Source organism: Halosolutus amylolyticus, from assembly GCF_023566055.1.
GTDB lineage: Archaea > Halobacteriota > Halobacteria > Halobacteriales > Natrialbaceae > Halosolutus > Halosolutus amylolyticus.
In genome coordinates this window covers 942,664-962,966 of the sequence record NZ_JALIQP010000002.1, presented here as the reverse complement: position 1 = coordinate 962,966, position 20,303 = coordinate 942,664, and the positions used below count along the sequence as shown (strand labels likewise).

Annotated in this window: 23 protein-coding genes; 9 read left to right on the top strand and 14 right to left on the bottom strand. The window is 66.6% G+C overall.

What is annotated here, in order from left to right; all coding sequences use genetic code 11:
- Nucleotides 1-43: 43 nt before the first annotated feature.
- The gene (locus MUN73_RS11145) at nucleotides 44-472 is read right to left on the bottom strand and encodes a hypothetical protein (protein ID WP_250140541.1); all 429 of its coding nucleotides are present in this window, start codon (nucleotides 470-472) and stop codon (nucleotides 44-46) included.
- Between the two features lie 105 nt (nucleotides 473-577).
- Here MUN73_RS11145 and MUN73_RS11140 point away from each other — a divergent pair, with 105 nt between their 5' ends.
- Both MUN73_RS11140 and MUN73_RS11135 read left to right on the top strand, forming a co-directional pair.
- A complete protein-coding gene (locus MUN73_RS11140; protein ID WP_250140540.1) occupies nucleotides 578-922 on the top strand; it encodes a helix-turn-helix domain-containing protein in 345 nt (114 codons plus the stop codon).
- A gap of 58 nt (nucleotides 923-980) precedes the next feature.
- Complete coding sequence (locus tag MUN73_RS11135; RefSeq protein ID WP_265339217.1) at nucleotides 981-1,268, top strand: DUF7521 family protein; 288 nt, start codon at nucleotides 981-983, stop codon at nucleotides 1,266-1,268.
- Nucleotides 1,269-1,304: 36 nt separating this feature from the next.
- On the opposite strand, the gene MUN73_RS11130 is transcribed toward MUN73_RS11135, so the two are convergent.
- Together MUN73_RS11130 and MUN73_RS11125 are read right to left on the bottom strand one after the other, a co-directional pair.
- On the bottom strand, nucleotides 1,305-2,360 hold the full coding sequence (locus MUN73_RS11130; RefSeq protein WP_250140538.1) for an aldo/keto reductase: 1,056 nt from the start codon (nucleotides 2,358-2,360) through the stop codon (nucleotides 1,305-1,307).
- Nucleotides 2,361-2,717: 357 nt separating this feature from the next.
- A complete protein-coding gene (locus MUN73_RS11125; protein ID WP_250140537.1) occupies nucleotides 2,718-2,939 on the bottom strand; it encodes a hypothetical protein in 222 nt (73 codons plus the stop codon).
- 181 nt (nucleotides 2,940-3,120) lie between these two features.
- Between MUN73_RS11125 and MUN73_RS11120 the strand changes: the two genes are divergently transcribed.
- The 3 genes from MUN73_RS11120 (at nucleotide 3,121) to MUN73_RS11110 (ending at nucleotide 4,974) form a co-directional block, all read left to right on the top strand.
- Entirely contained in the window at nucleotides 3,121-4,020 is a 900-nt protein-coding gene (locus tag MUN73_RS11120; protein WP_250140536.1) for an acyltransferase, read from the top strand.
- A 139-nt stretch (nucleotides 4,021-4,159) separates the two neighbouring features.
- The gene (locus tag MUN73_RS11115; RefSeq protein ID WP_250140535.1) at nucleotides 4,160-4,483 is read left to right on the top strand and encodes a DUF7577 domain-containing protein; all 324 of its coding nucleotides are present in this window, start codon (nucleotides 4,160-4,162) and stop codon (nucleotides 4,481-4,483) included.
- A gap of 161 nt (nucleotides 4,484-4,644) precedes the next feature.
- Complete coding sequence (locus tag MUN73_RS11110) at nucleotides 4,645-4,974, top strand: HalOD1 output domain-containing protein (protein ID WP_250140534.1); 330 nt, start codon at nucleotides 4,645-4,647, stop codon at nucleotides 4,972-4,974.
- Between the two features lie 22 nt (nucleotides 4,975-4,996).
- Here the strand turns inward: MUN73_RS11110 and MUN73_RS11105 are convergent, their stop codons facing one another.
- Nucleotides 4,997-5,743, bottom strand: a complete 747-nt coding sequence (locus MUN73_RS11105) for a TraB/GumN family protein (RefSeq protein WP_250140533.1) — start codon at nucleotides 5,741-5,743, stop codon at nucleotides 4,997-4,999.
- 284 nt (nucleotides 5,744-6,027) lie between these two features.
- Between MUN73_RS11105 and MUN73_RS11100 the strand changes: the two genes are divergently transcribed.
- Nucleotides 6,028-6,273 (top strand): PRC-barrel domain containing protein, encoded by a 246-nt coding sequence (locus MUN73_RS11100; protein ID WP_250140532.1) that lies wholly within the window; start codon nucleotides 6,028-6,030, stop codon nucleotides 6,271-6,273.
- A gap of 362 nt (nucleotides 6,274-6,635) precedes the next feature.
- On the opposite strand, the gene MUN73_RS11095 is transcribed toward MUN73_RS11100, so the two are convergent.
- The gene (locus MUN73_RS11095; protein ID WP_250140531.1) at nucleotides 6,636-7,421 is read right to left on the bottom strand and encodes a helix-turn-helix transcriptional regulator; all 786 of its coding nucleotides are present in this window, start codon (nucleotides 7,419-7,421) and stop codon (nucleotides 6,636-6,638) included.
- 234 nt (nucleotides 7,422-7,655) lie between these two features.
- A complete protein-coding gene (gene prf1, locus MUN73_RS11090; RefSeq protein ID WP_250140530.1) occupies nucleotides 7,656-8,915 on the bottom strand; it encodes a peptide chain release factor aRF-1 in 1,260 nt (419 codons plus the stop codon).
- Between the two features lie 209 nt (nucleotides 8,916-9,124).
- On the opposite strand from prf1, the gene minD reads away from it, so the two are divergent.
- Both minD and MUN73_RS11080 read left to right on the top strand, forming a co-directional pair.
- Complete coding sequence (minD, locus tag MUN73_RS11085; protein ID WP_250140529.1) at nucleotides 9,125-10,021, top strand: cell division ATPase MinD; 897 nt, start codon at nucleotides 9,125-9,127, stop codon at nucleotides 10,019-10,021.
- Nucleotides 10,022-10,356: 335 nt separating this feature from the next.
- On the top strand, nucleotides 10,357-10,923 hold the full coding sequence (locus tag MUN73_RS11080) for a DUF8159 domain-containing protein (protein WP_250140528.1): 567 nt from the start codon (nucleotides 10,357-10,359) through the stop codon (nucleotides 10,921-10,923).
- Between the two features lie 150 nt (nucleotides 10,924-11,073).
- Here MUN73_RS11080 and argS read toward each other — a convergent pair whose 3' ends face one another.
- From argS to MUN73_RS11050, 6 genes are all read right to left on the bottom strand, one after another.
- Nucleotides 11,074-12,870, bottom strand: a complete 1,797-nt coding sequence (argS, locus tag MUN73_RS11075) for an arginine--tRNA ligase (RefSeq protein ID WP_250140527.1) — start codon at nucleotides 12,868-12,870, stop codon at nucleotides 11,074-11,076.
- Nucleotides 12,871-12,959: 89 nt separating this feature from the next.
- Nucleotides 12,960-13,274 (bottom strand): YbjQ family protein, encoded by a 315-nt coding sequence (locus tag MUN73_RS11070; protein WP_250140526.1) that lies wholly within the window; start codon nucleotides 13,272-13,274, stop codon nucleotides 12,960-12,962.
- A 201-nt stretch (nucleotides 13,275-13,475) separates the two neighbouring features.
- Complete coding sequence (udk, locus tag MUN73_RS11065; RefSeq protein ID WP_250140525.1) at nucleotides 13,476-14,150, bottom strand: uridine kinase; 675 nt, start codon at nucleotides 14,148-14,150, stop codon at nucleotides 13,476-13,478.
- Between the two features lie 68 nt (nucleotides 14,151-14,218).
- Nucleotides 14,219-14,755, bottom strand: coding sequence for an NUDIX domain-containing protein (locus tag MUN73_RS11060; RefSeq protein WP_250140524.1), 537 nt, complete (start codon nucleotides 14,753-14,755; stop codon nucleotides 14,219-14,221).
- Between the two features lie 26 nt (nucleotides 14,756-14,781).
- On the bottom strand, nucleotides 14,782-15,933 hold the full coding sequence (locus MUN73_RS11055; protein WP_250140523.1) for a pyridoxal-phosphate dependent enzyme: 1,152 nt from the start codon (nucleotides 15,931-15,933) through the stop codon (nucleotides 14,782-14,784).
- A 1-nt stretch (nucleotide 15,934) separates the two neighbouring features.
- Nucleotides 15,935-16,894: a succinylglutamate desuccinylase/aspartoacylase family protein gene (locus MUN73_RS11050; protein WP_250140522.1), complete on the bottom strand. Its 960-nt coding sequence runs from the start codon at nucleotides 16,892-16,894 to the stop codon at nucleotides 15,935-15,937.
- A gap of 129 nt (nucleotides 16,895-17,023) precedes the next feature.
- On the opposite strand from MUN73_RS11050, the gene MUN73_RS11045 reads away from it, so the two are divergent.
- Entirely contained in the window at nucleotides 17,024-18,400 is a 1,377-nt protein-coding gene (locus MUN73_RS11045; protein ID WP_250140521.1) for an MFS transporter, read from the top strand.
- Between the two features lie 15 nt (nucleotides 18,401-18,415).
- On the opposite strand, the gene MUN73_RS11040 is transcribed toward MUN73_RS11045, so the two are convergent.
- Both MUN73_RS11040 and MUN73_RS11035 read right to left on the bottom strand, forming a co-directional pair.
- A complete protein-coding gene (locus MUN73_RS11040) occupies nucleotides 18,416-18,646 on the bottom strand; it encodes a YgaP family membrane protein (protein WP_250140520.1) in 231 nt (76 codons plus the stop codon).
- 51 nt (nucleotides 18,647-18,697) lie between these two features.
- Nucleotides 18,698-20,221, bottom strand: a complete 1,524-nt coding sequence (locus MUN73_RS11035; RefSeq protein WP_250140519.1) for a stage II sporulation protein M — start codon at nucleotides 20,219-20,221, stop codon at nucleotides 18,698-18,700.
- Nucleotides 20,222-20,303: the final 82 nt, after the last annotated feature.

Below are 20,303 nucleotides of genomic sequence, written 5' to 3'. Positions count from 1 at the left end.
GCCGATCGCCTCTCACACCGTCCCGTTCGACCCTCGCCGTCGATCACAGGAGGTTCGCCGTGACGGTCGCCACCTGCGTCAGGACGAGTGCCAGGAGGACCAGCAGCGCCGCCAGTTCGTAGTAGCCACGCGCAGCGTCGAACTCGTCGGTCCGTTCGAGGAGGAGTGACAGTCCACGGAATCCGACGAGTGCGATCGCGACGAGGGCCGGAAACGTTGCGAGGACGAGGAGCGTCGGCGCGTGCTCCGGCCCGTAGGAGGTGCCGACGGACCACCGGATCCGTATCTCGGAGCCGAGTGGCCCGACGGCGGCGATGCTCACCGCGACGCTCGCGAGGACGGTCAGCAGTCCGCCGCCCGCCGTGGGACGGAGCGGGCCCGGGCGCGAAAGGCGCGTCCACAGCCAGTTCGCGACGCGGTGGGGAATCGGTTCCTGTGCGGGTCGACTACCGCTCGGTCGAGTCGAAGCCATCGTGTGCGATCGAACGAGTCCCGTCACGAAGGATGGGTGCGCACGACTTCAGCGCCCGCAGTCGTGAAAATCCATTTATGTGTGTTCTCGGTACACTCCGGTACTGTGAGTGAGGAGCCGGACGTCGAACGGATCGGGACCCTGCTGGAAGATTCCACGGTCCGAACGATCCTCACCGAGACGAGTCAGGAACCCATGTCAGCGACCACCCTGAGTGACCGCTGTGACGCATCGCAACCGACCGTCTACCGCCGGCTGGAGGACCTCCGCGAGTGTGGCCTGCTCGTCGAGCGGACACAGCTGGATCCCGACGGCGGCCACCACCGATCGATCTACTCGACGAACCTGGAGCGGATCACGGTCGAGCTGGAAGACGGCACGCTCCAGGTCCGCATCGATCGCCGCGAGGACATAGCCGATCGATTCACCCGGTTAATCGAGGGGATGTGACGTGGACTGGACCCTGCCCCAGGACTGGTTCCAGCCGGTACAGGTCTGGGGGACGGAGATGCCACCGGAGTGGGCTATTACGGTGATTCAGGCGTCAGAAGTCCTGAGCGTCCTTCTCGGGCTGTTCATCGCCTACCACGCGTACCGCGGCTATCGGCGCAACGACAGTCGGCCGATGCTGTTCATCTCGATCGGGTTCGTCCTCGTCCTCGCCGTCCCGTTCCTGCTTCTAGTGCTGTTCCTCGCGGTGCCGTTTCTCACGGAGACGATCGTCGCGTTGCTCTCGCAACTCAGTCAGCTGACGGGACTGGTCGCGATCCTGTACGCGCTCCGGATGCCGACGTGAAGGGGTATCGGTCGGCGTCCGTCGCGACAGGCTGACTCAGTCGGCCGCGAGCTTGTCCAGCCCGGCCGACTGGATGTCCTCGCCGTCGACGGACGATCGCAGCGCGTCCATGCCGTCGTCGCGATCGATCCCGAAGTCGTTCTCGTAGAGGTCGTCGACGCGGGCCAGTTCCTCGTCGGAGAGTTTGGGGACGTCGCTGGCCGCCGCCCACTCGTCGACGTCCGCTTTGGTGCGGAACGTCGGCGTCACGGACGCGACCGGGTCGTGCGAGAGGAGCCACGCGATCGAGGCCTGGCCCATCGTCCGTTCGCCGTCGCGCTCCAAGAAGCGCAGCTTCTCGAGTTTCTCCCAGCCCGTCTCGTACCACTCGTCGGGCCGGAAGCCGCGGTGGTCGCCCTCCCCGAGTTCCGTTTCGGGTGTGACCTGCTCGTTGAGGATCCCCGAGGAGTGGGGAACGCGGGGGATGAGGCTGGTCGAGGACCCCGTCTCCTCGATCGTCTCGAGGAAGTGGTTGCCGACCTCCTGTTCGAGCACGTTCCAGACCAGCTGGACGGAGTCGAACTCCTCCTCGATCGCGAGGTCGCCCTCGGCGAGCCAGCCGATCGAGGGGCCGAGCGCGAGTCCCGTCGCCTCGATTACGCCCTCCTCCTCGAGTTCGTCGAACAGTTCGAGCACGTCGGGGGTGATCTCGTCGACGTTCGCGTTGTGCAACTGGAGGACGTCGATCGAGTCCATTGCGAGCCGATCGAGGCTCTTCTCGACGGCCTCGCGCAGGTACTCGGGGGCCATCTCCTTGGGGAGTTCGCCGTGGCCGGCCTGCGGGTTGTTGTAGAAGTCGTAGCCGACCTTGGTCGCGATCGTGACCTCGTCGCGGACGTCGGCGAGGGCCTGGCCGATCAACTCCTCACTCCGGCCGTGGCCGTAGACGTCGCCCGTGTCGAAGTACGTGATCCCCTGGTCGACGGCGTACTGGACCATCTCGATCGCGTCGTCCTCGGACCGATCGCCCCACCAGTCGGTGCCGACGACCCACGCGCCGAAGCCGACTTCGCTGACCTCGACGCCGGAGTCACCGAGTTCCTGGTACTGCATACACGGTCCTTTAGAGCGAGAGAACTTATGGCGTGCGGAACGCCGCTGATCACAGCACCCGTCCTGTACGTTGCGATCCCGAAGGCCCGTGATCGTCGGTTTTCGAGTCGCCGTTCGATACCGACCGGTGATGGAAGCCGCTCTCCACCGAAGATTCGATCGAATCGTTCTCGGCTCGGTGATCACGTTCGTGGCGGCAATCCTCTCTGGCCGATCTGTCGGCACCCTCTCCTGTGTGGGACCTGCTAGCGGTCGGTTCTGATCCGGTCTTCACCGCCTCCCGAAGAATAGGTCGCCCGTCTCCCCTACCCTGTTCGTGTGGTAATACGAGTGGTCAACCGTCTCCGTCGAGGGGGGTCAGTCCGTTCCGACCGGCCGTTCGACGACGAGGTCGTTCACCGGTTCCCGGTCGACGACGTCCCAAGCTGCGCCAGTCCACCGCTGTTCGACGCGCTTGTGTCCGTTGTCCGTCGGTTCGTACGAGATCCGCCGAAGCGTACCCATCTCGTCACGGTAGGCGATGTCGACGCCGGTTTCCTCGTCAAACACGGGGATGTAATCGCGATCGTTGTTGGCCATAAGCTGGCACTCAATATGACTACTCTACCCTACTTGATTCTAATGCACAAAATATTGACGAAAATGACGTTCTCTAACCGATCGCTACTTCCGCTCGCGATACCCGTGCGCCACCGACCGGGATCGGCAAGGCGAACGCACAACCGAACCCCTATGAGTGCCGCGAGCAATACCTCGGGATATGACAAAGCGGTACGTCTCGCTGCCCGACGAGGCGGAGGCGGGCATGCGCGAGTTCATCGACGAGGTCGACGAGCGACTGTCGAGCGACGAGGACACCTGCGCCGTCGTCGAGGACGTGCTGATCGACCTCTCGGGCGATCGGGAGGCTTACGAGCGCTGGCAGGCAGGCGAGGACGTCTCGACGGCAGAGCGCGTCCGACTGCAGAGCTACGACCCGTGTAACACGACCCTCGAGAGCGAGTACTACGCCGAGAAGGACGAAGAACGGTTCCGCCGCTCCAAGCACCTCCAGTGGCTCTGGCGGCAGTTCGACAGTCTGCCGATCGCGGACAACGTCGAGTTCGCGCTCCGATTTCGGCGGATGCTCGCGGATCACCTCTTCGAGGAGTGTGGCGACGACTGCCGCTTCTTCAAGGGAATCACCTTCACCTACGGCCACAACATCACGATCGGCGACAACGCGGTCGTCCACGACGACGTCCACCTCGACGACCGCGGGAAGCTGACGATCGGCGACCGGGTGTCGATCTCCGACGGCGTCCACGTCTACAGCCACGACCACGACGTCGTCGACCAGACCGAGGTGCGCAACTACCACACGATCGTCGAGGACGACGTGCGCCTCACCTACGACTCGATGGTGCGCGCGGGCAACAGGGTCGGCGAGAACGCCATCGTCGGCGCACGCGGCGTCGTTCAGCACGACATCCCAGCCCACCACATCGCGGTCGGGATGCCCGCCAAGAGCGTCAAGATCAAGCCCGGCTGGGAGTCGGTCGCGACGCCCGTCGAAGACGCCGGCATCAACCGGCAGGAACAACGACATCTCGAGTACGACCTGCCGAACGGCCTCGACGTGTTCGACGAGTTCCAGCGCGACCTGGAACCGCCCCGATAGCGCTCGCCTGGACCGGGACGCCCGGGTTCGAACGGGTGTCGACGGACCGTCCGGAACGACTGTCGTTCTCCTTCGATCGACTGTCATCGCCCGATGAGGCGGGGAATACCCAAGTGGGTTGAGAACGTATATCACGCCGATGGAGCTCTGGGGCTGGCTCGTCGGTTACGTGGTGCTGTTCGCCCTGCTTCACCTGTTACTGTACTACGTGTACGTCCGCCGTGCGGACGGTGAGAACGCCGGGTCGCCGTCGTTCGCCGACCCCAATCGGGCGAGTTCGCGCTCTTCGCCCGGGGCCGATCGGTACCCACGTGCGCCGGAGGACACCAGCGATCCGGACGATGCGGCGCGGACCCACGAGTTCGATGGCGAGACGATCCGGTGTCCACACTGCGGCGCACGGAACGCGGCCGACCAGACCTTCACGTACTGCTGGAACTGCATCTCGGCGCTTCGCCAGTGATCGGTCCGCAACGCCAGACAGTGCGCTGTCGGGACCGATCGAAAGCGGTGACCGTCTCGAAAACTATCCTAAATACGGGAGTAGGGCCGTCGTTCTGGCAGGTAATCGACGATTACGCTTTTACCTCTCGAGGAACGACTGGGTGGCGAAGACGACCAGGTATGTCCGGACATAGACCCCCCGCACCCCACTCTCGCTCTCCATCGGTGTATCGCGCCGTTCACGACCCCGACGGCTCCGCCGCGCTCAGCACGACCGTGATTCACGCACTGGCCGACTGCATGGGCGTCGACGTCACCGACTGCCGGTTCTCGCTGTACGACGCCGTCGATCCCGACGCGCTCGACGCGCTCTTCCGGCCGCGCCACGACGGCCGGCAACGAACCGGCGGCCGACTCTCGTTCGTCGTCGACGACCACTACGTCACGGTCACGAGCGAGGGAGAAATCCTGATCGAACCGCCGGAAACGGACCGATACGCGCCTCGTTGAGTAGATACTTCGGTTTTGCCGTCTACGCGTTCGTGCCGTCGAGCGCCGCCTCGAGCGTCTCGAGGTGGTCGACGCCGACGACCGCGACGACCTCGCCGGTCGAACGGACGTCCGCGAGCCGATCGATCATACAGCGTTCGCGCGTCTCGTCCCGGTAGGCGAGTGCGCTGCCGTCGGTGTCGACGCTCCCGAGCAGTGCCTGGATGCCGGCGACGTGCGATCGCTCGTGGGCCGCCTGCTCGGCCGGCGGATCGGTGTGCGCACACTCGTACTCGATCGGGTCGTCGCAGGCGATGGTCATCGAGGTCGCGTGGGTCAACGACGCCGCGATCCGGCAGGTCAGCGCCGATCGGGTCGCCCCGCCGACGCTCGAGATGACCCGTCGGGCCGTCGACGCCGGGACGCGATCGGCGACGAGGCGCGCGACGAGTCGTCGCAGGAACGACCAGTTGGGCGCGTCGATGCCGACCACTTCGGCGTCGGTCGCACGGATCGCTGCGCTCATCTCGCCGCCGAAGCGGGGCGGATCGCCGCCGTCGCCGTCGCGGGCGTAGGCGCGGTACAGCGGGAGCGCCGCGGGTGGCAACTCGAGCGCGAGGAGGTCGGGATCGACCGTCTCGAGGACGCGTTCGACCCGGGCGATGCTCGCGGGGTGGTCGTGGACGACGCCGACGAGGTGGAGGTCGGTCGATCCGGGGACCCGTCGATAGAACTGCGGGGTGACCCGCGGATCGTCGATCGAAGCGGGGATGGACTGGGACTCGCCCATTGATCGAATAGTAATACGCGACTAGCGGCATAACCCTTCTGTTGTGCTGGGACAGGATCGCGTTGACCCGTGACCTGACGAGGGCGCGTGCGCTAATCACATGTTACTGGCCGCGTCGGCGGAAACGAGACCCTGTCCCACGGAAACGATTTTGGCCGTTTATTGGCTCGAAATCCCTGTTCCCGCCAGACCGGTCACGCCCCTCGATCGGCGGTCGGCCGATCCGGCGCCGCCCGACGTGGGTGCAGAGCCCCCGCGGGGCCCTACGATCGACCGGGAACAGCATGACACGAGAGCGCCTCACGAAAGCGGACGAAGGAAAACGCGTCCTGAACACGGACGGGACCGAGATCGGTCGCATCGTCGCGGTCGAGGAGGGACGGGGGTACGTCGATCCCGACCCGACGATCGTGGACACGATCAGGGCCAAACTCGGGTGGGGGGAGGCCGGTGACGACGCGCATCCGCTCGACGAAGGGAGCATTCAGGAGATCACCGACGACGAAATATACCTCAGGGGAACGCTCTGAGCGGTTCGGAGATCTCCGTGAACGGGTCCGGGATGGCGGAGTCGTCGACTCGTTGTGAACTCCTCGACTCGTCGTGGGAAAAGCGTTGGAACGGATGCGACAGTGAGTTCGAGCGTGCGGTGCCCTCGCTGTCTCGACTCACGCGTCCGTCGGCGTCACCCGCGTGGGAGACGGGCAACGCTGATTGCCCCCTCTTACACCATCCTTCGCCCGAACCGTCCACCCCGACCGATCGTGGCCGTCGTCGCCACGTCTCACATGTCGCGGTCGCCTCTTGATGGTTATGGCCGCCGATTCCGGCCGTAAAGCCATTGTGGCCGCCGATTCCGGCCGTAAAGCCATTGTGGCCGTCGAATCGGGGATCACCCGGGCGGCGACAGATCGGTGGCCCGCGCACGGAATCGGCGATAGACCTCGTCGGCCCACTCGATCGCGTCCCGGGTGTCGTTCTCGATGACCGCCTTGATCTCGGACTCCTGGAGCACGAACAGGAAGACTCGCGACTCGGTCGGGAGGTCGACGATCGTGAGTTCGTAGGGAAGCGAGTCGACCACGTAGAAATCGACGCCCCCGTCGAGGACCACGTCGCGTACCTGGCCGGGATACTCCGTACAGATGAACTCCGCGAGGTCGCCGGTCACCAGCAACTCCGCGTCGAGGGTGCCGTCGATCGTCCGCTCGTACAGTCGCTGTCGAAGCTGCGGGAGGCGTTCCGCGGTGGTACTGACACGTATCCGATCGGCCCGGTCGAGGTACCAGGCGAGTTGCTGGAGCGGCTCGTTGGGCGCGTGTTGGGGCGGCTCCGTCACGTCGGCGTCTTCGAGGAACGACGTCGACATCGGCGCGTCCCGGGGAATCTCCCGCAGGAGGGGACTGACCTCGCCGATCGATTCGAAGACGCTGACGCTGCGGCGATGCTCCGAGAGTGCCAGTCGACCCGCTGCCGTCAGTCGATAGACGCCGTCGTCCCGCCGGATGAACTCGAGCCACTCGAGTTCGCGGACCGCCCGATCGATCGTCGACCGCGAACACTCGAGGTGGTCGACGAGTTCTCGCTTGCCACGCGGCCCGTCCGCGAGCGACGAGAGGAGGTCCTGTCGGCGCGTGACGGTTTCGAGCACGTCCAGGCTGGGACTCGGGGAACGCATCGAAACTACTTCCCTACACTATCCCTGCTCGAATAAAAGTTCGGCGGCCAGCCGACCGCTCGCGACGATCAGCGGCCGATCGGCGGAACATATCACCGGTTCGTACTACCTCCTGAACCCGGGACGCGAGGGCGGCGTCTCGCCCGATCCGCCGTCGCCGTCGCGGTCCGATCGCGCTGGCGTGGATGGTCCCACCGTCGCCCGTTGGCACCCGTCTCTCTCCTACGGGACCGTCTAGACGCCGGTACTGTACCGCAGAATGCCTGCGAACCCGCCGAACGCGTTGTAGAGCTGTTCGCCCTTCTCGAAGTCGGTCGAGATGAACTTGGTCTCGGTGCCGCGCTGTTCGGCGATCGTGATGAGGTGGTCGATCGCGTCCTCCCGATCGTCCTCGGTCGCCTCGACCTCGGTGCCACACTCGGTACACTCGTGAGTGGGCGTCGACTTCCGGCGATCGAACACCTCGCGATCGGTGTTGCCGCAGTCGGGACACTCGTAGGTGACGACGTCCTTCCGGAGGTCCTCGCTGATCAGCAGACGGTCGACCGCACCCATCATCAGGTTCTTGCGGGTCTGTTCGAACCCGTAGGTCGCGAGGTCGCCGGCGTTGAGTTCCTTGAAGAACTCCTCCATCTGCTGTTTGTCCTTCATCACCTCGGCGTCGGCCAACGCGTCCTCGGCGTTGTCGACGAGGTCTTTCAGGCCGGACTCGTCGGTGTAGGCGACGTCGAACTTCCCGATGACGTTGTCCTGGATCTCGTGGTGGAGGTAGTCGCCGTCGAGGAACTCGTCCTTGGTGGGCGAGGGTCCGCCGACGAGGATGCCGTCGAGTTCGTGACGCTTGGGGACGAACAGGTCGTTCGCCATCCCCGCGACCTCCTGGTAGAAGTTGTCGATCGCCTCGAGGCGCAGGCGGGCGAACCGCTGTGCGGACTGGCCACCTTTGCGCTGCTTGCCGGGGACGAGCGAGGACGCGGACTTGACGGGCTCGATGCGTTTCCCTTTCAGCCAGCCGACGTTGGCCTCGCGCCGATCGAGGACGATCAGGCCGTACAGCCCCTTGTCGGCGAGCATCTCCTCTAAGGGCTCGGTCAGGAAGTCCGAGTCGCAGTGATAGCGGAACGATTCGACGGGCTGGGGCGGACTCTCGAGGACTCTGGTGACCATCTCGGTGCGGCCGCCGCTGGTGTCGACGGCACCCGAAAACAGCACCAGTCCGTTCTCCGGCGGGTAGGTGTCGTAGTACCGGAGCCGATCCTTGATGCTCGTCAACGCGTCCTGGACGGCCGTTCGGGTCTGCTTGGATTTGATGTTGGCCGCTTCGCTGTGTTCCTGAGTGACGTGGGTGACGACGTCGCTGATCTGTCTGTCGTCGGGAACGTAGATCGTCACGAGCTGCGTACCGGAACCGTCGTAGTCCTTGAGATCCTCGATAACCTTCCGGAACTCGTATTTTTTCCGGTCGGATTGCTCCTGCTCGCCCTCCTGGCTCATTGGCCGTACAAAACAGTGCTGCGTGTAAGTATCCTTTGACACACCGTGTTCCCTGTCATCGTGAGTCGACCCGTTCGTCGCCGGCGAGCGCGGTGGCGAGACGGTGCCGACGACCCGGAAATTGTATGGGATATGACACCGGATCGCCCGGCCGGAGTGTGGTCACGATTTAAGGTGCTGCCGTGCAACTGTCCGGACAGTACTCGAGTATGTCTCAGGAGACGGTATATGCTATCGCGAGCGGGAAAGGCGGCGTCGGCAAGACGACGACCACGGTTAACCTCGGGACGGCGCTCGCACAGGCGGGCAAGCGCGTCGCGATCGTCGACGCCGACCTGGGGATGGCGAACCTCGCCGGATTCGTCAGCCTCTCTCCCGGCGCGACGACGCTACACGACGTGCTGGCTGGCGACGCATCGATCGACGACGCGACCTATCGGTTGGCTGAGAATATCGTCGCCGTTCCCAGCGGTACGGATCTCGACGACTACGCCGAAACCTCCCCCGAAGGTCTTCGCGACGTCGTCTCGGAGCTTCGATCGTCGTTCGACTACGTCTTTCTCGACGTCGGTGCCGGCGTCAGCCACGAGACCGTCCTCCCGCTCGGGCTGGCCGATGCCGTCCTGCTCGTCTCGACGCCCGAACCCGCGGCCGTCCACGACTCGAAGAAGACCCTCGAGTTGACCGATCGGTCCGGTGGCGAGATCGCCGGCCTCGTCATCACGCGGACCCGGCCGGACAGCGACGTCTCCTACGAGGAGATCGCCGCCCGTCTCGACGTTCCCCTGCTGGGGACGATCCCGGACGATCCGTCGGCCCGCGAGAGCGTCTACGCCGGGACGCCCCTGGTCGTCTACGAACCCGACGGCCCTGCCGCCGTAGCCTACCGCCGGCTCGCGGCCGATCTCTCGGGTATCGACGTCCCCGATCGACCGCCGAGCGGTCGCGACACGACTGGCGACGGCGGCAGTCGGGCCGCCGACGGCTCGAGCGGGGGGGCGGACGCGTCCGTGATCGACCGTACGCCCGACGAGGGATCGGAGGGCCGCGAGGCCGCACAGGACGACGTCTCGAGCGCGATCACGGAAGCCGAGACGGACCCCTGACCACGTACCGTCGTTCGATTCGCGTGCGACGGCTCCCGCACCGGCGGTCGACGGGTTCGTCGTTCCCTACCCCGACGGTAGGTCACGTCTGGAACCACCGCGTGACGCCGGGCGACGGGCCCGCGGGTCGAACGCGGTGACTACCACCCGGACCGGACACTCACGATCGCCTGACTCCCCGGAATGCGCCCTCGTCCTCGAAATGGGGGTTTTCCGGACAGAGACGGGCTATGTGGCCGATTTCACGAATCGAAAGAGTCACTCGATCTGGAGCGTCCCGTGCGAGAACGGGTACGAACTGATTACTAATCACGGAGTCGACCAATGCCTCGCGCATGGAGCGACGAAGACTCCTCATCGGCAGTGGTGCCGCCCTCACAACCGCGCTGGCCGGCTGTTTCGGGTCCGAGACCGACGACGATTCCACGGATCCCGAGGACGGGCTCGAGGACAGCGACGGCACGGACGACGGGTCCGGCGACGACAACAGTGACGGTGACGACAACGACACTGGTGACGGAAACGACGGCGACGGTGACGACGAGAAGTACGACGACGTCCCCGGGTTCGACGCCCCGGACCTCTCCGTCGACAGCGACGTGGTGAGCATCGATCGGGTCGAACGCGACGGCGCGACGGTTCGGGTCAAGGCCACGACGACGACGACCGACCAGGACGTGCTGTACGCGGAATTCGAGTCCCTCGCCCGCGACCTCGAGCGGCCGACGTACGACATCGCCGAACTCAAACAGGAGATCGACACCATCGAGTACACGATCAACGACGAGGAGAACGGCCGCGTGCTGTCGTTCTCCGTCCGCCCCGTGTGGATCTACAAGTACATGAACGACGAGTTGACCGACGAGGAGTTCCTCGATCTGGTCCGCGAGACGGTCGAGTAGCCCGGCGCTGCGTCTCGCCAGCGGCCCGACTCCCACGTGGGTTCGTCGGACGGTGGTCCCCGATAGCGGCCTCTGTTTTCACGCGGATACGGTTGGCCGGAAGGACAGTCAGCGGAATCGTCACCTCGGTCGCGGTGCTACGACGTCGGCCTACATCGATCGCGGCGCTTCCACGCCGAGGATCGACAGCGCGTTCGCGACGGTGTGTTTCGAGGCGGCCACCAGCGCGAGTCGCGCGTCCCGGACGTCGGGGTCGACGTCGTCGGCGAGCACCGGACACTCGCGGTAGAAGGCGTTGAAGCGGTCCGCGAACTCGCGGGTGTAGGTCGCGATCTGGTGGGGTTCGAGGTCGTCTGCGGCCTCCTCAACGGCGGCGGGGAATCGGGCGATCGTCTCGAGCAGGTCCCGCTCTTCGGGCGCGTCGAGCAGGTTCGCGTCGGCCGCTGCCTCGAGGTCGATCCCCGCCTGTGTCGCGAGATCCGAGGCGGGGTCGAGTCCGGCTTCTTCGAGGATCCCGCAACAGCGGGCGTGGACGTACTGGACGTACGGTGCGGACTGGGCCTCGAAGTCGAGCGCCTGGTCCCACTCGAAGGTGATCGCTTTCGTCGGCTGCTTCGAGACGATGTCGTAGCGGACGGCGCCGATCCCGACCTGGTGGGCGATCCGCTCGATGTCGTCCTCGTCGAGTTCGTCGTCGCGGATGCGATCGTCCAGTCGGTCTTCGACCTCCTGGCGGGCGCGATCGATCGCCTCGTCGAGCAGGTCGTCGAGGTCGACGCCGGTGCCCTCGCGAGTGGACATCCCGAGTCCGCCGGGGAGGTTGACCCACGAGAAGATGACGTTCTCCAGCTGGTCAACGTCGTTGCCGAGCAGGTCGAGTGTCTGCCGGAGCTGGTCGGCCTGCAGCTTGTGGTCTTCGCCGAGGACGGTCACGGCGCGGTCGTAGTTCTCGAACTTCCACTCGTGGTGGGCGAGGTCGCGGGTCGTGTAGAGGGTGGTGCCGTCCGCGCGCAGGAACACCATCTTCTTGTCGATGCCGTGCTCCTCGAGGTCGAGTTGCCAGGCGTCCTCCTCGTAGACGGCCTCGTCTAGCTCCTGGAGTCGATCGACGAGATCGTCCGTCGAGCCGTCGAACATGAACCGGGTCTCTTTGACGAACTCGTCGAACTCGGCGGGGAGGCGTCCGAGACACGCCTTCATCCCGGAGAGGACCTGGTCGACGACCTCGCTGATCCGCTCGTAGGTCTCCTCGTCGCCGTCCTCCAGGCCCTGCATGATCGCCTCGATTTCGGCCTCGGCCTCGGCGACCGCGTCGTCGTCGGCGTTCTCGAGGAACGCGTTGCCCTTCCGGTAGTAGCGCACGAGGTCGTACTCGATCCGATCGCGTTCCGGGTCTTCTTCCAGATCGTCCTCGTCGAAGGTCTCGTAGGCCCAGGTGAACGTCGCGACCTGGCGGCCGGCGTCGTTGACGTAGTAGTGCCGATCGACGTCGTAGCCGGCGTAGTCGAGCAGGTTGCCGACCGCGTCGCCGATGATCGGGTTCCGTGCGCGCCCGACGTGGACCGGCCCCGTCGGGTTGGCGCTGGTGTGTTCGACGACGACCGACTCCTCGCGGTCCTCGAGGGCGCCGTACTCGTCTCCCGTGGCGGTCTCGAGGGTCTCCGCGAGGTAGGCGTCGCTCGGGAGGAAGTTGAGGTACGGCCCCTGGGTCCCCACCTCGGAGACGTAGGTCAGGTCGTCGACGTCGATCGCGTCGGCGATCTCTTCGGCGACCTGTGGCGGCGGGGCACCGGCCTCGCCCGCCAGTCGGAAGGCCACGCTCGAGGCGAGCACGCTCTCGACGTCGTCCGGCGGTTCTTCGATCCCGAGATCGTCCGTCGGGAAGTCGCGATCGGCGAGCGCCGTTTCGAGGGCAGCCTCGACCTCGGCGCGTAGGGCACGAAACATACCCGCCCGTATTCAGGGGGCAAGTAAAGGAATGTCGGGTTTCGTCGCCGATCGGTCGTGGCGTTCTGGACAGCCGTCGTGGCGGCGCGTCACTCGAGTCTGACGGCGGTCCCGTACGCGATCACTTCGGACCCGCCGTCGGTGACCGCGGAGGTCTCAAGGCGGACGTTGACGACGGCGTCCGCGCCCAGTTCCTCGGCATCGGCTTTCATCCGCGAGATCGCCTCGTTGCGGGCTTTCGTGAGCAGTTCGGAGTAGGCCTTCAGTTCGCCGCCCGCGAGATTCCGGATGCTCTGGGTGATGTCCCGCCCGACGTTCCGCGCTTCGACGGTGTTTCCGCGGGCGATACCGAGCGTCTCAACGATCTCGCGGTTGGGGATCGTCTCGGTCGTGACGATGTCCATACACCGAATGTATCGAGTAGCGACATAACTCCAGCGAGGGTGTTCCGATCGAGAAACTGCCACGAGCGGTTCCGGTCGTGAAACTCCTGACGGGGGTTCCGATCGGCCGACCCCCATTTCATACGGTTTACTGTACGTCAGTTCCGGCGCAACCGCGATCCGGGCGGCGGTTGCGCCGGTACATCGGTACAGCAATCCGTATCAGTCCGTCGTCGGGCCGTCGAACGTCAGTTCCCGATCGGGATCGTCCCGCGTCGGCCCGTCGGAGAGTTCGGCCTCCACTTTCTCGGTCAGGAGGTCGATCGCCATCCGGTTGGCTCCTTCGGGGATGATCACGTCCGCGTGTTTCTTCGTCGGCGCGACGAACTTCTCGTGCATCGGCTTGACCGTCTCGAGGTACTGGTCCATGACGCCCTCGAGGTCGCGGTCGCGCTCGATGACGTCGCGCTCGATCCGGCGCAGGATGCGGACGTCCGCGTCGGTCATCACGTACACCCGCAGATCGAGCATGTCGCGGATCGCCTCGTCGTGCAGGGCGAGAATCCCCTCGAGGACGATCACGTCCGAGGGTTCGACAGTAACGCGCTCGTCCGCGCGGTTGTGTACCTCGAAATCGTACTGTGGCATCTCGATCGGCTGGCCCGTCAGCAGGGCGTTGAGTTGGTCCCGCAGCAGTTCCCACTCGAACGCGGACGGGTGATCGTAGTTGACCGCCTCCCGTTCCTCGAACGTGAGATGGGAGAGGTCCTCGTAGTAGTTGTCGAGGGGGATCCGCGTGACGGCCTCGCCGACGGTCTCGGCGACCGTGCGTGAGACCGTCGTCTTCCCGGCTCCCGTGCCACCGGCGATCCCGATGGCGAACGACGGTATTTTCATCGTCCGCACCTGGCCCGGGCCAGTAATGAATCCCGTGATCTCGCGTCGCTCCGCCGAGTGGCCGCCGCCTACTCGAACCACGCCGCGGCGTCCCGGAACCGCTCCTCGTGGACCGGTCGGAACGTCCCGTTCGCGGCCTCGAAGTCCGCGGGCGACCAGAACCGCGCCGCGCTCGCGTCGCTCCCCGCGATCACCTCGCCGTCGGTCGCCGCGCGATCGACGACGTAGTGGATCGTGACGACGTGTTTGCCGTCCCGCGGGGCCACCGTCGTCGCGTCGAGGATGTCGAGCGCGTCGGGATCGACCGTGACGCCGGTCTCCTCCGCCAGTTCGCGGGCCGCGGCCGTCTCGGGTTCCTCGCCGACTTCCATGTGGCCGCCGGGGAGCGTCCACTCTCCCACCCCCGGTGGCACCCCGCGTTCGACGCAGAGCACCGCGGGGTCGGGGGCCGTCCGATCGACGACGGCGACCACGGCGCACGGAACCGGGTTGTGCCAGACGATCCGCTCGCAGTCGGGACACCGTTCGCGCTCGCGACCGTCGAACGAAATCGTCTCGAGGGAGTCGCCACAGTCGGGACAGAACGCTGGCGGTCGGCTGACCATCTATCGAGGGATCGGGGCTCCAGCCATCAAAGGGTTTTCAGTCCGGTCCCGGTCAGGGGAACCACGACGTCCTCGTCCTCGCCGATCGTTCCCCGCTCGCGGTACTGGCGCAACGCGGCCGGCGCGGCCGCACAGGTCGGTTCGACGTAGAACCCGCCGCGGTGGAGCCGATCGAGCGCGGTCTCCATCGGGTCCGGGCCGACCGCGATGGCGTCGCCGTTCGTCGCGGCGATCGCGTCGAGAATCTCGTCCTCGCGGGCGGGCGCGGCGATCTTGATCCCGTCGGCGATCGTGGTCCCGTTGCCCTCGGCGTCGGTGGTGTCGCCGCCGAGCGCGTCGACGATGGGCGCGTAGCCGGTGGCCTGCGCGCCGAGCAGTCGGGGCATGCCGTCGACGATCCCGGCCTCGTTCAGCAGGGAGAAGCCCCTGTACGCGCCGAGGAAGAGGGTGCCGTGGCCGATCGGGAGGACGAGCGCGTCGGGGACGGTCCAGCCGCGCTGGGCGGCGACCTCGAACGCGAAGGTCATCGTCCCGGCGTAGAAGGCGGGATTCCAGGCGTGGCTGGCGTACCAGCCCTCGCCGGTCTGCCAGGGGACGTCGTCGGTGTCGCCGTCCCCGTCCTCGCCGTCCCCCTCCACGGCGTCGATACAGGCGTCCGTGACGTCCTGCCGACTCCCCTCGATCCGGACGGGACGGGCGTCGGCCCGCTGGATCATCATCAGCTTCGACTGCTTGACGTCCGCCGGCACGTAGATGTCCGCGTCGATGCCCGCGCGGGCCGCGTAGGTCGCGATCGCGGCTCCGGCGTTGCCCGAGGAGTCCTCGATGACCTTCTCGACGCCGAGTTCGACGGCCCGCGAGAGCGTCGTCGTCGCGCCCCGGTCCTTGAACGAGCCCGTCGGGAAGACGTACTCGAGTTTGAAGTCGGCGTTCCACTCGGGGGCGTCGACCATCGGGGTAAAGCCCTCGAAGAAGGTGACGTGTTGCTCGATCGGGAGGAACTCGAAGAACGTCCACAGGCCGTCGGTGGTGTCGAGTCGCGAGAGCGGGAGCGGTTCGCCTTCCGGGAGCGGATGCTCGGTGAACTCGAGGGCGTGGCCACAGCCACAGCGCCACGGTTCGTCCGGGCCGGCCTCGTAGACCGTACCGCAGTCGGGACAGGTGAGATCGGATGCCATGTTAGTACTCGTCGATGTCGGTGGCGACGGAGCAGACGTACTCCCCGGTCGCGACCTGCGGGAGCCGCCGCGTTCGCCAGAGGATGCCGCTGCTGTCGGCCGTCACTTCCGCTTTCGGTTCGCCGAACGGCGTCGTCACCTCGAACAGCACGTCGCCGGCGCTGACCCGGGAGCCGAGGTCCGACTCGAGCGTCGTGAGGCCGCCGGCGGGGGCTCCGTACTGCTCGAACCCCCTGGCGCGGGTCTGGGTCGTGACGGCGGTCTCTCCGTCGAGGAAGTCGTAGTACCTGAGCACGTTGAAGACGCCGTCGACGCCCTTCCGAATGCTCTCCTCGTCCCAGCCGACGCTGCCGCCCAGTTCGGGATCGACCGTGGGGACGCCCTCGTCGGGGCCGGCCCTGGCGAGTTGCCCGTCCGGCCCCTTCTGGTCGAGAACGTAGCCACAGCCGAAGGCCTTCGCCAGTTCGAGGCACTCGCCGTGGAGCCGGTGGCGACCGCCACAGCGAACCCGGACCTCGTCGATCATCCGGCTCGTCGATCCCTGGTGGAGGTCGAGCACGAGGTCGGCCCCCGTCGCGACGTCGAACGTCGCCGCCGCGATCCGCTCGCTCGAGGTTCCCGACTCGTTGCCCGGGTAGGCCCGATTCATCTTCGTGTCGTCGATCGGGTTCCGGTGTTCGGCGACCTGGAACGCGTGGTAGTTGACGATGCCAACGATCAGGATCGTCCCCGAGAGTTCGGCGGGATCGAGTCGCGGCACGACGCGCTGGATAACGCCGACTCCGTTGAGTTCGTCGCCGTCGCTTGCGGCCTGCATGTAGAGCGTCTTGCCCGATTTCGCACCGTTGATCACGGCGACGGGGAGACCGATCGGGCTGCCGTCCCGCGTCTCGCCGACCTCGAGCCGGCCCGTATCGATCTCGCCGGGCCCCGCGCTCGCCGTTCCGAGCGTCGTCGTCATGTCCACCACGATGGACCCGCCGGTCTTTATTGGTTCGATATTTCTGCCGGCCGCTGACGGGAGCGGGTCGCTCGACGCACGGAGCGGACGAGAACAAAACCAAAGCCCCTCCAGCAGTCATCTGTCCGTATGAGTCTCGAGCAGGAGGCCCGCGAGGAGGAGATCGATCCGCTCGACGCGTTCCGCCAGTTCTTCGCGCTCGAGCGGGACGTCCTGGTGCTCTCCCTCGCGATGTTCGCGTTCAGCCTGGGCTTCCAGATGACCAGCCGATACATGGCCGAGTACATGTCCGCGCTCGGGGCGACGGCGTTCGTCGTCGGACTCTTCGGCACGTTCGGGAACGTCATCAGTGCGCTCTACCCGTATCCCGGCGGTGCGATCTCCGATCGGATCGGCTCGCGGTACGCGCTCACGGCGTTCGGGCTGTGCTCGACGCTCGGCTTCGGCGTCTGGCTCGCTGCGCCGCTTCTCGCGGACGTGACGATCGGTCCGACCTCCCTCGCGATCGTCGCGATCTTTCTCGGTCTGATCCTCGCCCAGGCCTGGAAGTCGTTCGGGCTCGGCGCGACGTACGCGATCGTCAAGCAGGCGGTCCCGCCGTCGCGACTCGCGGCTGGCTTCGCGTCGACGGAGACGTTCCGGCGGACTGCCTTTCTCGTCGGGCCGCTGATCGCCGCCGCGCTGTTCTTCCCGTTCGGCTCGACGGACAGCGACGTCGTGCTCGCGTTCCAGCTGATCCTCGTCGTCGCGCTCGTCTTCGGCGTCCTCGGAACCGTCGTCCAGCACGTCCTCTACGAGGGCGCCGAAGACAGCATCGGAAAGGAGTTCGAGGGAGTCTCGCAGTTGCTCGTCGATCTGCGAGCGATGCCCGACGAGCTCCGGCCGTTGCTCGTCGGCGACACGCTCGTGCGCTTCGCCAACGGGATGGTCTACGTCTTCTTCGTCATCGTCGTCACGCGGTTTCTCGGGGTCGGGCTCACCCTCTCACTGCCCGCCGTCGGCACGATCGCGCTCTCGCCACAGTCGTACTTCGGTCTCCTGCTCGGCCTCGAGATGCTCGTCGCACTGCTCGTGATGTTCCCAGCGGCGCTGGCGGCCGAACGGGTCGGTCTCAAACCGGTCGTCGCGCTCGGCTTCGTCGTCTACGCGGTGTTCCCGGTCATGCTCATCACCGCGCCGGAGAGCGCCGCCGTCCTCGCCGCCCTGTTTGCCTTCTCCGGCCTGCGCTTCGCCGGTCTCCCCGCGCACAAGGCGCTGATCGTCGGCCCGGCCGAGGCGGGGGCGGGCGGCCGCGTCACCGGGGCCTACTACCTCCTGCGGAACCTGATCGTCATCCCGAGCGCCGCGCTCGGCGGACTGATATGGGGCGGGTTCGCGAACCCGCTGACGGGCGACCCGGTGTTCGCCGGGTCGCCGACGCTCGCGTTCACGATCGCGACCGGGATCGGGCTCGTCGGCACCGCGTACTTCCTCCTGTTCGGGAAGGAGTTCGAGGCCTACCAGTGAGCGGTCCGCGAGCGGTCAGGGGTCAGTATCCGCGTCCCGCGAACAGGTATCGACCCCGAGCACGGCGTTCAGCCCGCAGAACTGCGTCGCGGCGTTCACCAGCAGCCCGATCGAGACGACCCCTGCCACGACGCCGACCGTCCGCCGACCGCCGATCGCGGCCCCGGCGGCCACGCCGAGCAGGACGACGCCGAGCACGCCGCGGGCGAGTCGATCGAGACCGCCGACGTTCTTCTGGAGTGCCATGGGCGAGTCGTCGATCGGATCGGTAAAAAGCACACTCCCTCTCAGCGTCGGCTAGCGGAAGAGGTGGTAGTAGTACGGGCTGACGAACCCCTCGACGAATCCCGCGATTGCGAGCAGGAGACCGATACCGACGAGCACCCAGAACGCCCGTTCGAGGGCGTCGGCGAGTTCCGATCGGGTGACCTGCCCGAGCGGGACGCGAGCGGCGACGGCGCCGAGCGAGAGCCCGAGCGCGGTGGCGATGAAGATGGCGGGAATCTCGAGGATCCCGTGCGGGGCGACGAACGCCGCCAGTTCGGTCGGGGCGACCTCGGTCCGGGCGTAGACGCCCATCACGAGCCCGTTGAACACGAGCGAGACGAGCGCCGGGACCGCGAGGGCGAAGCCGGCGTAGGCCGTCGTAATCGCGACCAGCCAGTTGTTGGCGAAGAACTCCAGGGCCGCTGCCGGGGGAACGTGTCCCTCGAGTCGGGCGCCGATCGACGTCTCGAACGCGTCGGCGAACGGCGCCGCGCCTTCCCAGCCGACCCAGAACGAGGCGACGGCGAGGACGACCACGAACGCGTGCGTCAGCGGCGTCGACCGGACGAACGAGACCAGTTCGGCCCAGCCGGTCCGGACGCCATCGACGACCTGGTTCCGGAGCGATCGATCGGGAGCGACGGGTGGATCGAGTCGTCCCCGTCCGTCGGTGTACAGCCCGGTTTTCAGCAGATCCAGGGCGGGAAACACCAGCACCGCGGTGACGAGTCCGCCGACGCTGACGACGTCGACGAGCGCGAGCACCCCGGTCACGGTCGAGAACGCGATCAGCGAGCCGACGGAAACGACGTAGTAGAAGCCGGCGGCGATCGGGTGGTGGCGGACGAAGCCGAGGGTCCGGGAGAGCGAGCCGCCGATCCCGACGTCGTCGACGACGACGGCGACCGGGGCGAACGCGAAGACGGCCCGGACGGCGGCGATCGCCAGGAACCCGACCAGCAGGGCGGGGAGCACGACGAGGACGGCGGCCGGCCCGATCGCAGCGCCGGCGACGCCGCCCAGCAGGACCGTCGCACCGACGACGGCACCGGCGACGACGAGCCAGAGGACGACCTCGAGCAGGTAGAGCCCGAGGAACCGGAGCCAGTACCGGCGACCCCCGGCGAGGCCGGCGATCAGGCCGCGTTCGTTGCGGAGCCGGCCGTAACAGGCCGTCATCTGGGCGGCACCGACGATCGCGTACAGCACGAGGAGCACGAGCAGGCTCACGAGGAGCGTCACCGCGACGAGGGCGCCGATCGCCGGCGTGAACAGCTGTTCGACGATCGGTTCGAGGCCGGACGCCCACGCCTCGAACGCCTCGGGCTCGGCCTCCGGATCCGGCGGTTCGAGGTCCTGGCTCGCCAGTTCGCCCCGGATGGTCGCGAGTCGACCCGTCGCGTCGAGGTAGAGGTAGCCGACGACCAGCGCGGCGAAGGGAACGACCCGGACGATCGCGGGGATCGCGGCCCCGAGCAGGTAGAACGGGAGCAGGTCGGCAGGCCGACGTCGCAAGACCGCGACGGCGGCGCCGACGGAATCGGAGAGGTCCATACCTGTTCGTCGAACGGTCGGCAGTTAAAACATCCTCTCGATCGACCCAAATTTCCGGCCGCGACTCGGCACCGCCCGTCGT